The 15289-nt window shown below is 50.8% G+C and carries 11 protein-coding genes; 8 read left to right on the top strand and 3 right to left on the bottom strand.

Annotated features, from left to right (window positions below; all coding sequences use genetic code 11):
* Nucleotides 1-63: 63 nt before the first annotated feature.
* Together hisG and hisI are read right to left on the bottom strand one after the other, a co-directional pair.
* On the bottom strand, nt 64-942 hold the full coding sequence (hisG, locus tag Mal48_RS22285; protein ID WP_145205146.1) for an ATP phosphoribosyltransferase: 879 nt from the start codon (nt 940-942) through the stop codon (nt 64-66).
* A 160-nt stretch (nt 943-1102) separates the two neighbouring features.
* The gene (gene hisI / locus Mal48_RS22280) at nt 1103-1486 is read right to left on the bottom strand and encodes a phosphoribosyl-AMP cyclohydrolase (protein ID WP_145205143.1); all 384 of its coding nucleotides are present in this window, start codon (nt 1484-1486) and stop codon (nt 1103-1105) included.
* 387 nt (nt 1487-1873) lie between these two features.
* On the opposite strand from hisI, the gene cysC reads away from it, so the two are divergent.
* The 4 genes from cysC (at nt 1874) to ispD (ending at nt 6100) form a co-directional block, all read left to right on the top strand.
* Nucleotides 1874-2485, top strand: a complete 612-nt coding sequence (cysC, locus tag Mal48_RS22275) for an adenylyl-sulfate kinase (protein WP_145205140.1) — start codon at nt 1874-1876, stop codon at nt 2483-2485.
* A gap of 203 nt (nt 2486-2688) precedes the next feature.
* Nucleotides 2689-3015, top strand: coding sequence for an HU family DNA-binding protein (locus tag Mal48_RS22270; protein WP_145205137.1), 327 nt, complete (start codon nt 2689-2691; stop codon nt 3013-3015).
* 860 nt (nt 3016-3875) lie between these two features.
* On the top strand, nt 3876-5303 hold the full coding sequence (dnaA, locus tag Mal48_RS22265; protein ID WP_145205134.1) for a chromosomal replication initiator protein DnaA: 1428 nt from the start codon (nt 3876-3878) through the stop codon (nt 5301-5303).
* Nucleotides 5304-5356: 53 nt separating this feature from the next.
* Nucleotides 5357-6100 carry a 2-C-methyl-D-erythritol 4-phosphate cytidylyltransferase gene (ispD, locus tag Mal48_RS22260; RefSeq protein ID WP_145205131.1) on the top strand — a complete coding sequence of 248 codons (744 nt, stop codon included), beginning with the start codon at nt 5357-5359 and terminating at the stop codon, nt 6098-6100.
* A 43-nt stretch (nt 6101-6143) separates the two neighbouring features.
* Here the strand turns inward: ispD and Mal48_RS22255 are convergent, their stop codons facing one another.
* On the bottom strand, nt 6144-9989 hold the full coding sequence (locus Mal48_RS22255; protein WP_145205128.1) for a hydantoinase B/oxoprolinase family protein: 3846 nt from the start codon (nt 9987-9989) through the stop codon (nt 6144-6146).
* Between the two features lie 179 nt (nt 9990-10168).
* Here Mal48_RS22255 and Mal48_RS22250 point away from each other — a divergent pair, with 179 nt between their 5' ends.
* The 4 genes from Mal48_RS22250 (at nt 10169) to Mal48_RS22235 (ending at nt 15217) form a co-directional block, all read left to right on the top strand.
* Nucleotides 10169-11539, top strand: a complete 1371-nt coding sequence (locus Mal48_RS22250) for a Gfo/Idh/MocA family protein (protein ID WP_145205125.1) — start codon at nt 10169-10171, stop codon at nt 11537-11539.
* Nucleotides 11540-11766: 227 nt separating this feature from the next.
* Nucleotides 11767-12516: a glutamine amidotransferase gene (locus Mal48_RS22245; protein ID WP_145205122.1), complete on the top strand. Its 750-nt coding sequence runs from the start codon at nt 11767-11769 to the stop codon at nt 12514-12516.
* 234 nt (nt 12517-12750) lie between these two features.
* A complete protein-coding gene (locus tag Mal48_RS22240) occupies nt 12751-13944 on the top strand; it encodes a diphosphate--fructose-6-phosphate 1-phosphotransferase (protein ID WP_145205119.1) in 1194 nt (397 codons plus the stop codon).
* Between the two features lie 253 nt (nt 13945-14197).
* Nucleotides 14198-15217, top strand: a complete 1020-nt coding sequence (locus Mal48_RS22235; protein WP_145205117.1) for an SIS domain-containing protein — start codon at nt 14198-14200, stop codon at nt 15215-15217.
* Nucleotides 15218-15289: the final 72 nt, after the last annotated feature.

The raw sequence follows: 15289 nt of genomic DNA, 5'->3' as shown, positions 1-15289 counted from the left end.
CGTCATGACAGCGAAACGGAACGCCTTGAGCCTGTTCACGGGCACACGAAAGAGCAAACTGCTCTAATCGATAATCTTTGTGATGGGGTGCTCCACGATTCCGTTTGCACCGGCTGCGATCAATTCTGGAATGATGGTACGAACAACTGACTTTTCAATGATCGTATTCACAGCCACCCAATCCGGATCTGCGAGCGAGGCGATTGTGGGATCTTTGAGAGCAGGCAGGTCATCGAGAATCTTGGAAAGGTCAGATCGACGAACGTTCATCATCAAACCAACTTTTCCTTCGGCTGCCAGGCACGACTGCAGCATCAACGCAATCGCTTTCAGTTTTCCGGATTTCCATTCATCTTTCATCGAAGTCTTGTTGGCGATCAGTCGAGTCGTACTTTGCAGAACCTCATCAACAATCCGCAAATCATTCGCGCGAAGTGAAGAGCCTGTCTCAGTCACTTCGACGATGGCGTCAGCCAGGCGGGGTGGCTTCACTTCGGTCGCGCCCCATGAAAATTCGACAATTGCGTTGACTCCATGCTTTTCCAGATAGGCTTTTGTCATCCCGACCGCCTCCGTAGCGATCCGTTTGCCTTCGAGATCATGAACTGATTGAATCTCTGAATCTTCCGGGACACACAGAACCCAACGGATTGGTCGTCGACTGACTTTCGAAAAGACCAGCTCACTGACTTCATGCACATCTGCCTGGGTTTCCTGAATCCAATCAAACCCGGTGATGCCGGCATCGAGAATTCCATTCTCGACGTATCGAGCCATTTCCTGGGCACGAATCAAAAGACACTCAATTTCATCATCATCGATACTTGGGTAGTACGACCGTGAAGAGAATTTAATGTTGAAGCCGGCCTTCTTGAACAGTTCCGCGGTCGCGTCCTGCAAGCTTCCAGCTGGAATCCCAAGTTTTAATAGGTTATCAGACATGATTGACGCTTATTCAAAATGGAGTCGTAATTATTTATCGAAGACTTCAACAGGTGTGCGAACTCATTCGAACAGTGTGTGGTCAAACTCAGGTTTCGTACCAGTTTGAAAGTGAACCACAACTGAACGACAACGAAGATGACAACTTGGTTCTCGCTGTTTATTTATTACCGTAGACCTCGTTGGGATCGAAGATACGTTCACCTTCAACGGTGAGAGCTTTTGTGTCTGGATCGATTCGGCGGAAAAAACAACTTTGGTAACCTTCGTGACATGCGGCGCCCCCAACCTGTTTCACTTTGACCAAAAGCGTGTCGGCATCACAGTCAAAATAGATGGCGTTCAATTCCTGGACATTGCCACTCTCTTCACCTTTACGCCACAACTTTTGACGGCTGCGACTATAGTAACAGACCCGCTTTGTTTTGAGGGTTTCCTCGTAGGCCTCACGGTTCATGTATGCCAGCATGAGAACCACACCCGATGATTCGTCCTGAGCGATAACCGGAATTAGTTCTGATTTGTTGAAATCTGGTTCGTTCACAATTCACTCACTCATCAAGAAAACACGATTGATCCGATCTCCAAAAAAATTCAAGAGTCGTTTCAATCCAACAAGGCGGATTCGCCAGACCACTTTCATACTTTGTGCCCGTGAAGAAATGGTTCTTTCAGGAAAGCGCTGAACTCCACGAGGCAGATCTCGCACACCTATTCGAAAACTACTCGAGCGTTAATTTATCAACTCTCCGGACGAGACTCCACCGGTGAGGCGACAAGTTCTACAGGGTTTCGCCGGTTCCCTGGGCTGAAGTTGGATTGTATTGAGTCTGAGAACGGATAGAGAAATCGCTTTCAACCGAGCCGGGCATCCCCTAGGATGTCGCCTGATTAATGCGACTATATTCACACTTCACAGATAGAGACTGAAATGGCTGATCAAAAAGCAACAAACGTTCACTGGCACGACCACCGAGTTTCCTCTGATGACCGCAAGAAATTGAAGGGGCAGAAGAGTTGTGTCTTGTGGTTTACTGGCTTGAGTGGATCAGGAAAAAGCACCATCGCCAACACCGTTGACCACAAATTGGCGGAAATGGGCAAACACACTTACCTGCTCGATGGCGACAACATCCGCATGGGACTGAACAAAAACCTTGGTTTTTCAGCAGAAGACCGCACAGAGAACATTCGCCGCATCGGTGAAGTCTCCAAGCTGTTCTCCGACGCTGGTCTCATCACGTTGACAGCCTTCATTTCACCTTACAGAGAAGACCGCGATGCCGTGCGAGAGCTTTTGACTGACGGAGAATTCGTCGAAGTTTATGTCGACGCATCGTTGGAAACATGCGAAGCAAGAGACCCTAAAGGTCTTTACAAAAAAGCCCGTGCTGGCGAAATCAAAGGCTTCACAGGGATTGATGCTCCTTACGAAGCTCCCGAAAAAGCAGAGCTGGTTCTCGACTCGAATTCTAAGGAAATCGACGATCTTGCCGACGAAGTTATCGCCTTCCTGGAGTCCAAAGGATACCTGTCTGCGTAGTCCGATTCCCGATCCATTTCAGGTACGGAATACCTGAAATGGCCTGAATTCTTGTTTCACCGCACGTTTTTTGCGGAAAAAGCAAGGAAATAATGCAGTTTCCCGATGCAGCGCAATTGACTTTGTCGTTGTGCCGAATTCTACTTACCGAGTTGTTTCATTGACTATCGGTCCGAATTGGCCGCCATTTGAAAGGATCCACGATGGCGAAAAAAGCACCCGCCGCACAAAAGCCACTTACAAAAACCCAACTCCTCAACGAGTTGACTGAACGTACTGGCATGGCAAAAAAAGATGTGATCAGCTTCCTTGAAGTTCTTGAGGGAATGATCGAAGAGAACCTGAGCGCCAAAGGCCCAGGAATCTTTACTTTGCCAGGGTTGTTGAAAATTGCAAAGAAAACACGCAAAGCACAACCTGCCAAGAAAGGAATCAATCCTCGTACTGGCGAAGAAATCATGATCTCAGCGAAGCCTGAGCGTAAAGTTGTCAAAGTGACTGCTCTCAAAAAGCTGAAAGAAATGGTGTAACTCCTGTCGAGATTCTTCTTCCGAACACTCACCCTGATGGCCTGAAATGCTCCATTGGAAAACGGTTCGCGAAAAAGAAATCTTGAGCAAATCAGAGGAGTCCCTTCCTTCTGGAAGTACCCCAAACCCTTACCCGCTTCAACCGTCACCGGTCTTGAGCAGGTAAGGGTTTTTTCGTTACCGACCAACTCTCGCGGTAGCCACTTTCAACAGCCCCTCCAAAACTGACAGGGCGCCCCCGTTCAACCGTGCTATCTCTTGCAAGCCACAGTTCGAACCATCGACTTCTCAGGACTCAGAGAAACGTACGACTCTCTACTGAGCCCCGTGCCAGATGAAATCGGATTAGAACATTCCCAATGCTTCTCTTGTTCCCGAAGTACGCTCCACAAGTCCATACGCTGATGCAGCGAGCCCTCGCTTCACCCCGAGATCATCACACCAACTTAACAGAGCGTCGCCTCACCGTGGCCTCTGAAAGTCGGCCCGATCAGCGCAACCGCTGGATCTCTTAAAAGTAGAGCGCATCGATCATCGACAGTTTATCAACACGCATTGAAACTGGTGCAGAAAAGAGAATCGGCGCAATCCTTGTGGATCAAAGCACTCAGGATGTTCCATAAAAAATTCCCAAGACTTCATACTTCGTTTACAATTGACGAACTCGTTTTCGTTTGTAGTATCGCTCATGTTGAGTAAGTTTTCCATCCATGAACCGTGTCATGACTGACAGGTTCTTTGTCACTTTCGTGCCTTTCTTTTCTCTCACGATTCTCCCCCGCGCTTCCTTGTGAAGTCGCAACGGATTGTTGGCCATCTTTTTTTGTGGTAGACCGTTTCGGTGAATACAGTCAGAGAAAATGTGCGCACAGAAGGGTCGCAAGATGCTGCCCGATCCATCATCGATAGATCAGAATATAGGCGCGATTCGGCAACTGTTGCAGGAATCGCTAGGCAACAGGAGGTACCAGAATTGGTTTGGCGGGACAACAAAATTAGAACTTGAAGGTTCAGAACTGACGATCCACGTCCAGGGTCCCTACCTGGTGAAATGGATCCAGCAACAGTTCGGAGATGAGCTCCAAAGAATCCTCTTGCAGGTCCTCGGCCCTGCTGCAGAGGTTCGCTTTGAAGTGGGACAGGAAGTCAGGCTTTCGGAAATCCCGGAAGCAAGTGCTGCTGAAGCCCAACCGGTTGAAGCTCTCTCTCGAACGACCGCTCAGCCCCACGTTGCGAAAAAACGCAAGCGTGGTGGTCGTCCGCGCCCACTGTCCGACTTCGTGACTGGCCCATCCAACGAACTTGCAGTTGCTGCAATCCATCAACTCGTTCATGAGCCCGATTCGGTCGCCATGCTGTACCTGCATTCCAATGTGGGGAACGGCAAGTCGCACCTGCTCGAAGCGACGCGACTGCAACTTCGTAAAGAAGATCCGCAACTGAAAATCCTCTCGTTGACAGCGGAGCAGTTCACGAACTACTTCACTCAGGCGCTCAGCGCAAAAACACTCCCGAGCTTCCGCCAGAAGTTCCGCAGCGCGGATGTTCTGCTCATTGACGATGTTGATTTTCTGGATGGGAAAAAAGGAATTCAGGACGAATTCCTGCACACACTCAAACAGTTCGAATCAGAAAACCGACAAGTCGTTGTCACCTCGAACCGCCACCCAAGATTGTTGGGGAGAACTTCGGAAGAGCTGGTCAGCCGATTTGTTTCAGGATTAGTCTTCCGCCTGGAGAAACCAGAAACCGAAACCCGCCAGGAGATTGTTCGTCGCCATGCGATACGACAAGGGGCCAAATTTTCTGAGCCGGTCGTGGAATACATCGCTTCGCGATTCCTGAACAACGGACGCGATCTTGAAGGGGCTGTTAACATTTTGGCCACTTGGGCTCGAATGGAAAAGAAAACGGTCACTGTCAGTCTGGCAAAGAGACTTCTCAACAGGCTTGAACGCGATTGCATGAAGATGATCCGGATTGCGGATATTGAAACGGCAATCTGCACGCTCTTTGGGATCGAAGAAGAAACGCTCAAATCCAAAACCCGAAAGCAGAGTGTTTCACAACCAAGAATGCTCGCCATGTACCTCTCCCGGACATTAACAGATGCTCCGTACAGCGAGATCGGCGAATACTTCGGCGGACGGAACCACAGCACGGTGATGTCTGCACAAAAAAAAGTCTCGGAGCAACTGAAGCTGCAGGAAACAATTCGGGTCGCGTCGGAAACCTGGGAACTGAAGGATTTAATTGATACCCTGAAGGATCGAATCCAAGCGGGGTAAACCGGCAGGTCACTCCTCTTACTTCTCTTACGTTGTGTCTCGGAGTTTTCGCGATGGCAAAGTTTGCAGTGATTCTCGCAGCTGCTGGTCGCAGTACTCGCTTTGGCGATTCGAAAAGAAAAAAGCCGTTCATTGATCTCAACGGCAAGCCAGTCTGGCTGCGTGCCGCCGAACCCTTTCTCGCTCACAAGGATGTCACCCAGGTCATCATTGTCGTCTCGCCTGATGACCTCGAATGGTTCAAAGAAAAGTTTCGCCCCAACCTCGCCTTCATGGATATCCAAGTGGCGACAGGGGGAGACCAACGAGCAGACTCAGTCCAGAATGCTCTCAGCCTCGTCAACGCAGACGTTGACTACATCGCTGTCCACGATGCCGCCAGACCGCTCATCACAACTGACTGGATCGACGCCGTCTTTCAGGAAGCTCAAAAGTCAGGAGCTGCGATTCCCGCAGCCCCCATCCGGGGTACCATCAAACGTGCCTCTAAAGGTTTCATCGAAGAAACAGTCCCACGGACCGCACTCTGGGAAGCCCAGACCCCACAGGTTTTCGAGCGAAAACTTCTTCTCGACGCCTACCAGCAAAGAGATAAATTCAACGCCACCGACGAAGCACAACTCATCGAGAAAACCGGCCATGCTGTTTCTATCGTGGAATGCTCGTCAATGAACATCAAGATCACCACTAAAGATGATCTCCGCATTGCCGGGGCCTTGCTCAATGCACTCCCAAAGAAAAAAACGCTACGTCCTCTACATCCATTCGCTGATGAAAAGCCAGACCTGTTCTCATAATCAGGTAATTCCTGGCAGACGCAACAGCTTGGAAGATGGTCTCTCAGCCTGATACCTCCGAGGCCCCAAATCCACCGCCGCCGGGGGTTTGAATCATGAGCGTGTCGCCGGAGGAAACGTCAAGGTGAACGCAGCCGCCGACATCGAGGCTCCTTTCCTCTCCCTGCTTGCGAAAGATGTTTCTGCCGATGCTGCCCGCCTCTCCCCCAGCCAAACCGAATGGGGGAAATTCGCCTCGACGCTGTGTGAGCAGAGAGACTTTCAGTGGCTCGAGAAACTCGAACTTACGAACAATCCCATCGCCACCAGAATTCTTTCCAGCCCCCCCTGACCCGTCACGAATTTTGAACTCCTGGATTCGCACCGGATATCGATGCTCGATCACTTCAACATCTGTCAGCCGTGTGTTCGTCATGTGTGTATGAACGGCACTCGCTCCGGGCGAGTCGGCAGTTGCTCCTGCGCCCCCACAAATCGTTTCGTAGTAACCAAACGTTTCGTCACCAAACGTCAGATTATTCATCGTTCCCTGACTGGCCGCCGCTTTGCCGAGAGCCCCTAAAAGGACGTCAACAACTCGCTGCGACGTTTCAACATTTCCACCGACCATCGCTGCACAGTGTACAGGATCTTGATGAGCGGGTGGATTCAGCAAACACTCTGGTAAGACAATTTCCAGCGGTTCCAGAACTCCACTGTTTAACGGAATCGACTCTTCGATCAGACTTCGAAACACATACATGCAGGCCGCCGTGACGATGGCACGATTCGCATTCAGATTCGAGTTGAGTACCGGTCCGGTCCCAGAGAAATCAATTGTCGCCCGCGAACCATCGATCGTGATCTCAACAGAGATCGGCGAGCCATCGTCGAGATAATCTTTCCGGAAGTATTTTCCGTTTTCAATTCCGGAGAGCGCTCGCTCCATTTTTTTCCGTGCGGTCTCCTGAATCGATTTCATGTAACGCAGAACAGTCTCGCGTCCTTGGGAATCGATCAACTCCAACAGAAGTCGAGCACCAATTTTATTAGCAGCCACCTGGGCAGCAATGTCTGCAAGATTGTCAGCCACGTTCCGGGACGGGAATGGACCAGACTCAAGCAGTGCTCGAAGTTGATCTTCTTGTGACACGCCCCCATCGACCAGTTTGAATTGACGGATCAACACCCCTTCTTCCGCGAGGTTCTTCGAAAAGGGGGGCATGCTCCCCGGGGTGATGCCGCCAATCTCTGCGTGATGGGCTCGGCTTGCGGTCAAAAAGAGAAGCTCACCAGTTTGCCTCTCGTGAACCGGCGTGACGACGGTCACATCCGGCAGGTGAGATCCCCCGGCATAAGGGTCATTCGTGATGATGACATCACCGGGATTGAGATCAGGACAATCTCGCAGAATGGTTTGAACAGTCTCTCCCATCGCGCCCAGATGCACCGGAATGTGCGGCGCGTTGACGACCAGATTTCCTTCCGCTGAAAAAATTGCACAACTGTAGTCAAGCCGTTCTTTCACATTTGTCGAAACCGATGTCCGCTGCAGAGTGAAACCCATTTGCTCTGCGATTGAAGCGAACTGATTATTGAAAATCTCCAGCAAGATTAAATCTGGCTCGCCCACTGAAGCATTGTCTTGGGTCTCCATTGTTTGAGCTTCCTGAACTTCAGTCTGCTCAATGAGAACCGCACCATCCGGCTGAACGCGACCGGTGAATCCGGGTTCGATCCAAATCGTCGAACCGGCATCGCAGAGAATCGCTGGCCCCGGGATCATATTGTCGCTCGAAAGTCTCTCCCGAAGAAACAGAGCAGCCTCCAGTTCCTTTTCTCCGTACCAAATTTTAGTCGAGAGGCCAGCCTGCTTTTGCGAAGACTTTTGAGGTGCCGGAGTCGAGATGAGCTGCGAAATGTTTCCGATCAATTCCACATTTGCTGTGGTGATTTCGATTGCCCGATCACGATGGCGATAGCCGAAGAGTTGTTCGTGCTGCGTCTCGTAAGCAGCAGCATAGTCACCATCTGCTGGTTCAGGAATTTCAATGCTCGAATCAAGTCCGGTGTATCGCAAGCTGAGCGACCGAACAGCGGGGAGGATGTCAGATTCTGAAATCCCTTCGCCCTGAATCTCCAGCCTCAGTTGTTCCTGCATGGCCTGGAAAGCTTCCTCAGCGAGCGAAAGAGTTGCCTCGGAAAGTTTCTGGAGAATCGTCGTCTCTTGCCGCTTCCGCACATCCGCCAGCCCCATGCCGTACGCACTCAGGATTCCAGCGAAAGGATGGACCAGAATGCTCTGAACTCCGAGACTCTTCGCCATGGCACAGGCATGCTGACCACCCGCTCCACCAAAACTGACGAGCAGATGGTCCTGTGGATTGTAGCCTTTCTGGATCGACACTTTTCGAATCGCACGCGTCATCGTCTCATTGGCGATATCAATGAATCCCGCAGCCAGCTCCATCGGCGTGTAGACAATGTTCGTAGTCGCCTCAATCTGCTTGCAAATCTCCGTGAGCCGATCATTCACAGCTTCTCGATCGAGAGGGAACGGAAACTGTTCTGGCAAGACTCGACCGAGTGCAACATTCGAATCTGTCACCGTGAGAGGACCACCGCGACCGTAGCAGGCAGGGCCGGGATTTGCTCCGGCACTTTCAGGACCGACTCGAAGTTGAATTCCATCAAAACTACAAATACTCCCTCCACCGGCAGCAACGGTTTCTATCGACAACGTTGGAGAAGCGATGCGTACACCCGCTTTTGTCGTTTCACGTTCGATCTCAAATGCCCCACCGAAACGAGAGACGTCCGTACTTGTTCCTCCCATGTCAAAACCGATCGCCTGTTGGAACCCGGCAGCCTCAGCAATTTTCGCGAAGGCAACAACGCCTCCTGCCGGTCCGGAAAGAATGCAGTCTTTCCCGGTGAACATTGAACCATCGACAAGCCCACCATGTGAAGTCATCAGCTTGAGGGTGCTTTCCGGTGTCAATGAATCACGAATACTGGCAACGTATTGCCGAAGGATCGGAGTCAAGTAGGCATCGAGAACGGTCGTTTCCGCTCGGGGCACAATTTTGATGGTCGCTGCGACCGAACTGGATCGACTCACTTCTTTGAAGCCAACTTCACGTGCGATTCGTTCAATTGCTTCTTCATGTTCGGAGTTTCGATACGCATGCAGCAACGCAATGGCGACCGATTCGATTCCACTCGCTTTCAACTCACGGAGTTGCTCTTGAATTCGGAGACGATTCAAAGGTGTCAGAATTGCTCCATCGGCAGCGAGCCGCTCTTCTGCTTCTATTACGACCTCGTACAAAGGCATCGGCTTCTTGATGTTCAGGTCGAACAGATCGGGACGATCCTGATTCCCGATCAGCAGCAGGTCTGCAAAGCCTTTCGTGGTGATGAAAGCTGTCCGAGCCCCCTTCCTTTCCAATAATGCATTCGTCCCCCGCGTGGTCCCCATTCGGATATCGACCGGAGGAATCGGCTGACCGCTCGGGAGTTCGAGAATTGCACGAATACAAATCACGGGAGCTTCCAGAGAACATTGAAGTTCGTATTGATCCCCCGGTTTCACGGAACTCGAAAGTGGAGTTGAAAGTGTCAGCGTGGCTGTGCGGGAGTCGTAGTTCTGAACCGTCGAAGAGTAAACAGGACTGCGATCCTCCTTGCTGAAGACCGTGACCTTCCAACCGTTCCAGAAACGATCTGGTTCCCCGAGACGAAGCGAATCTGTCATGGAATTCAGATCGCAGGTTTCGATCTGACCTTTGACAATCCCCGAGCTGAGGGTCTTATACGTCTTCAGAATTCCTGTCGGCGAACAGGCGACACAATCCGTGAAAGTTCCTCCAACGTCGATCCAAAATTGCCAGCGGGTTTGTTTGCTCATATTATTGATTGGATACTGAACAGATTTTGAAGGTCTTGGATAGTTCGCCGGACACCTGAAATGTGTCTGCAGGACTGCGTGAACATTAACGATTGCTTTGCACGAAGCTGGAATTTATGCGAAAGTGCTACATTACTTCCATCAAACAGCATCGATATCAACACTTGGAGTCATAAATAATGCCCGAACAAAAGAAAGACTCGCTCTCACGGCGAGAACTCTTAAAAACGACCGGTCAGGTTGCGGCTGTCACTGCCATCGCCGGAATGACAATGCCCAAGGCTTACGCTGATGAAGACAACACGATCCAAGTTGCGTTGATTGGATGCGGGGGTCGCGGAACCGGTGCTGCTTCGAATGCTCTTTCAGTGCAGAACGGCCCGATCAAGCTCGTGGCGATGGCAGATGTTTTCGAAGGTCGCCTTTCGACGAGTCATCGCGCACTCTCCGGCAAGCACGGAGAACAGATTCAGGTTCCGGAAGACAGCAGACACATCGGCTTCGAAGCTTACAAGCAAGCGATGGACAAGCTTCGCCCGGGAGACGTTGTCATCTTGACGACCCCGCTGGCGTTTCGCTGGGTTCACTTTACCTACGCGATCGAAAAAGGTCTCAACGTCTTTATGGAGAAGCCAGTCACTGCGGATGGCCCATCTTCGCGAAGAATGTTGGATCTCAACAAGAAGGCAAAAGAGAAGAACCTCAAAGTTGGCGTCGGGCTGATGTGCCGGCACTGCGAGGCCCGAGGAGAACTCTTCGAACGGATTCAGGATGGCCAGCTTGGTGACTTGATTCACATGCGTGCTTACCGCATGGTCGGTCCAACTGGTTCCGCCTTTGCTCCGCCGAACGATGGATCACTTCCAGAAGTGATGTATCAAATTAAAAACTTCCACGGCTTCTTGTGGGCTAGTGGGGGAGCCTTCAGCGACTTCCTGATTCACAACATCGACGAAACCTGCTGGATGAAAAACGCCTGGCCTGTCGAAGCCAAAGCTCTCGGCGGTCGTCATTATCGTGGCGACTTCGTCGATCAGAACTTCGACACCTATGACGTGGAATACACTTTCGCAGACGGTTCAAAGTTCTTCATGCAAGGACGAAACATGGTTGGCTGCCATCAGGAATTTGCCAGCTACGTGCATGGAACGAAAGGCTCTGCCATCGTTTCGACATCATCACACTTCCCGGCCCGTTCACGAATCTTCAAGAATCAGAACATGACCAAAGAGAATCAGGTCTGGGCCTATCCCGATAAGGAGATCACACCTTACCAACTTGAATGGGATCACCTGATCGCTGCAATTCGTGACGACAGCGAATACAACGAAGTGGAACGTGGCGTTGCGGCGAGCCTGGTGACATCCATGGGACGCATGGCCGCCCACACCGGCCAGATCATTACCTACGATCAAATGCTCAACAGCGAACACGAATTCGCTCCGAATGTCGACAAGATGACCCCCGAGGGACCAGCCCCAGTTCAAGTCAACGAACAGGGTAAGTACCCGATTCCAATGCCGGGAATCATCAAAGCCCGCGAGTATTAATCTACAAGCCCATCACATTCCGAAGACTGACGTTTCGCAGCACCCTTCAGGCGTACTGCGAAACGTCTTCTTTTACCTTAAGCGGCAAACGTTATTAGAAACCTCTCTGTTACTCGTTCGCGTGAAGATCACTCTCACGCCTTCATCGACTGCTCGCCACGCCAGCACGTTTCCTGACCTGTCCTCTCGCATTAATCACGATTACAAATACAATTACGAACACGAAAATGCCTCGACAAATTTTATTTCTGGGTGACACCTCTCTCGAAACAGCGGCCAGCTATCTCGCTGGCTGCATTGATCATTCTGGCTGGTCCTTCGACTACATCCCCAGCGATCAATCTCTCGAACTCAATCAACTTACAGAACCGTATCAGCTGTACATCCTCAGCGATTACCCAGCAGCTCACCTTAACGAAGAAGTTGAAAATCGACTCGTTCAACATGTGGAGAACGGCTCTAACCTGCTGATGATCGGCGGTTGGGAATCGTATCATGGGATGGGAGGAGACTGGGACGGGACAAAAATCAGCCAGCTACTCCCGGTTAAAATTCTCTCAAACGATGATCGCCAAAACTGTGACTCGCCGGTCTTCCTGAAAGCTCAGGCTGAGCACCCGATCACAGCGAATCTTCCCTGGGAAGACCGCTCTCCAATAATTGGAGGATACAACAAGGTGACAGCGAAAACAGATGCCGATGTCCTTCTGACTGCAGAACGTTTCAAGTCAAAGCTGGCAGGAGCGGACTACTCTCTCACACATGAATCAAGCGACCCGCTGCTTGTCGTTTCCGAAACTGCCAAAAGTCGGATCGCTGCGTTAATGACCGATCTTGCTCCACATTGGGTCGGTCCGCTCGTTGACTGGGGAGACAATCGAGTCGCTGCCCAGGCTCCCGGATCAGAAGGTGTCGAAGTTGGTAATTTGTACGCTCAGTTTGTCTCACAATTGGTAAAGTGGGTCGGAAAATTTTAGCGACTCGCCGTCCCTCCCATCACGCTGATTCACAGATTCTAAAACCTGAATTCACCCTCTGAAACACTGAGAAAAGCGACCATTTCACAAGTTTGCGAACTGGTTGCTCATGAGCAGCGAATCGATGAGCCGATTCGCTTTGACGGTTTCGCACGAACCGCTTTCATTCATCTCTTAATGCAGTAAGATAGTTGATTGTTCAACCAGCTCAACGAAACACATCGAAAGAGATTCATGCAAAAGGGAAATGCACTTGTTGGTCAATCTGGCGGACCGACCTCTGTTATCAATGCTTCACTGGCAGGCGTTGTGGAAACAGCATTGAAAAGTAAAAAGATCGATACGATTTACGGAATGCGATTCGGTATCGAGGGAGTTTTAGACAACAAGCTTTTAGACTTCTCAAACGTAGACAGCGAAGTCATCAAGGCTCTCAAGCAAACTCCGAGTAGTGCGTTGGGATCGAGCCGCTTGAAGCTTCAGGATGAACACTTTGCTCCTATCCTCAAACGCTTGAAGCAGAAGAACATTCGAAACTTCTTCATGATCGGCGGCAACGACACGATGGACACAATTCATCGTGTCGTCGAATATGCCAAAGCGAACGACTGGGAAATGTCCGGCGTTGGGATCTGTAAAACCGTCGACAATGATCTGTTCGGAACGGATCACACTCCCGGCTTTCCGTCAGCGGCGCGATACGTCGCCTTGAGCCTGCTTCAATCCGGAACGCTCGCCCGCGATATGAAACGAGTCGATCAGTTCGTCATCTTCCAAACCGTCGGACGGAGTGCTGGCTGGCTCCCGGCTGCCGCTGCTGCTGCACGACAAAAATCTGGTGATGCTCCGCACATCATCCTGTTTCCTGAACGTCCATTTCAGCGTGAAGAATTTTTAGAACTCGTCAAGAAGACTCACGCAAAACATGGATTCGTTTCAATTGTGTGCGGAGAAGGGATCACCAACCCTGACGGATCTCCAGTCAGCGCGTCAGGGACGACAGACAAGTTCGGCAACACTGAGTTTGGAGCAATGGGAGGCACCAGTGCCGCGATGATTCTACATCGCATGCTCAGCGACGAGTTCGGCTGGCGTGGTGAATTCCAGGTGACGGAATCCCTCCAGATGTGTGCCTCTGACAGGACTGTTCCACTTGATATCAAAGAAGCCTACGGCTGCGGAAAACAAGCTGTGAAACTGGCAGAGCAAGGCGAAAGTGGCGTGATGGTCACGATCGTCCGGACCTCGTCACGCAACGAACCTTACAAATCGGGATTCGGGACTGCACCACTCAGCGAAGTTGCCAACGAAGAACGCCCGATGCCTGCGAATTTCATTTCCAAAAATGGCATGAATGTCACCAAAGCTTTCCTGGACTATGTAAACCCACTCATTGGTGATCTCCCGGAATTTGTGCGACTCAAGTAGTCAGCACCGGCTCAAAGACCTCATTTCATTAACACGTTTCAACAACAGGTTTCAAAACGAACAGAGCTAGAACCAGTCCGAAAACCTCTGGAATCGTCGCTTTTCTCAACGTTTGAGAGAGCGATTTCAAGTTTCAGGACCAGTTCTAATATTAACAGCCTGTTCGCAACCGGATGTGACTGCATGCAGGTTGCAGTTCGAGAACGCATTCATCATCCGACAACGATAAACGCTCAACCCTCATCGATGACTCATGAACACAAACGACGAAAAGTACACTAAGTTCGGACTCACACGCGATATGCTTGCGACTCCGGAGATCGTGCGAGCATTCGACACGACTCGCATGTCCGAGACAGCTGCCGCCATTAAAGGTGTCGGGAAACTCTTTCTGACGGGCGAAGGTTCCAGCCGAATCTTTCCTGCGAAAAGTGCGATGCGCGCAGCCAAACAGAACGGCTGGAACATCGAACTCTACACCGAAGCTGGCAAGCAAGCACAGGAATACAACCTGGCAGACTGGGCGATTTTTGCACTCTCCAATTCCGGGCGAACAGCTGAAGTCATCGGCCTGTTCAACAAGCTTGCAGAGGCGGGGCATCAACACCTTTACAGCTTGACTGCTGCTGAAAACTCAATGCTCGAATCGATTTCCAATCAGGGATACGTTCTCAAGTGCGGAAAAGAAGGAGCTGTTGCAGCGACGAAAAGCGTTATCGAACAAGCGTTGTTCTACCGCGCATTACTGGAAGAGATCGCCAGCAAGCAGACGTTAGCTTCAAGACTCGATGATCTTGCGAACAAAATGACTGCCGCTCTCACACTCGAAATTGATCCGGAACTGACTGCCAAAATCGCCAATGCGAGAAATATCTACTGGGCTGGTCGAAACGATGGCGTCACTGAAGAGCTTACTCTCAAGACGAATGAAATTACGCGTAAGCAATCTGACTTCCTCGAAGGAACTTATGCCGCACATGGCGTGGAAGAAGTCATGGACGCAAATGACGTCGTCCTGTGGGTTGATCCATATCAAGACTCAGAAGAAAAGTTCGACGAAATCCTCCAAAAAGGTGTCGGCCTGACGGTCATTGCCATCGCAGATCGCGAGACCATGTTCCCGACAATTCAAATTTCCGACGCTGGTGATCTTTCGCCATACGTGCAAATGTGTGCCGGATGGAACGTCATGGTTGAAGCGGGAATCACTCTTGGTATCGATCTCGACAAACCGGAGCGGGCACGAAAAGTAGGCAATGAGTTTGTCGGGTAAAAACCTGAGGATGAGTGACTTTGCCCCAGCCGGACACGTCACGTGTCCGGCTAATCGTGCTGCTTGATAAAG

Source organism: Thalassoglobus polymorphus (genome assembly GCF_007744255.1).
Classification (GTDB): domain Bacteria; phylum Planctomycetota; class Planctomycetia; order Planctomycetales; family Planctomycetaceae; genus Thalassoglobus; species Thalassoglobus polymorphus.
Note: the sequence above shows the minus strand (reverse complement) of the source record. Positions and strands in the feature narration are given on the sequence as shown.

Excerpts from the sequence above, each read along its gene's own strand:
- hisG (WP_145205146.1), bottom strand. The coding sequence starts at position 942 with ATGTCTGATAACCTATTAAAACTTGGGATTCCAGCTGGAAGCTTGCAG.
- cysC (WP_145205140.1), top strand. The coding sequence starts at position 1,874 with ATGGCTGATCAAAAAGCAACAAACGTTCACTGGCACGACCACCGAGTT.
- Mal48_RS22270 (WP_145205137.1), top strand. The coding sequence starts at position 2,689 with ATGGCGAAAAAAGCACCCGCCGCACAAAAGCCACTTACAAAAACCCAA.
- dnaA (WP_145205134.1), top strand. The coding sequence starts at position 3,876 with ATGTGCGCACAGAAGGGTCGCAAGATGCTGCCCGATCCATCATCGATA.
- ispD (WP_145205131.1), top strand. The coding sequence starts at position 5,357 with ATGGCAAAGTTTGCAGTGATTCTCGCAGCTGCTGGTCGCAGTACTCGC.
- Mal48_RS22255 (WP_145205128.1), bottom strand. The coding sequence starts at position 9,989 with ATGAGCAAACAAACCCGCTGGCAATTTTGGATCGACGTTGGAGGAACT.
- Mal48_RS22250 (WP_145205125.1), top strand. The coding sequence starts at position 10,169 with ATGCCCGAACAAAAGAAAGACTCGCTCTCACGGCGAGAACTCTTAAAA.
- Mal48_RS22245 (WP_145205122.1), top strand. The coding sequence starts at position 11,767 with ATGCCTCGACAAATTTTATTTCTGGGTGACACCTCTCTCGAAACAGCG.
- Mal48_RS22240 (WP_145205119.1), top strand. The coding sequence starts at position 12,751 with ATGCAAAAGGGAAATGCACTTGTTGGTCAATCTGGCGGACCGACCTCT.
- Mal48_RS22235 (WP_145205117.1), top strand. The coding sequence starts at position 14,198 with ATGAACACAAACGACGAAAAGTACACTAAGTTCGGACTCACACGCGAT.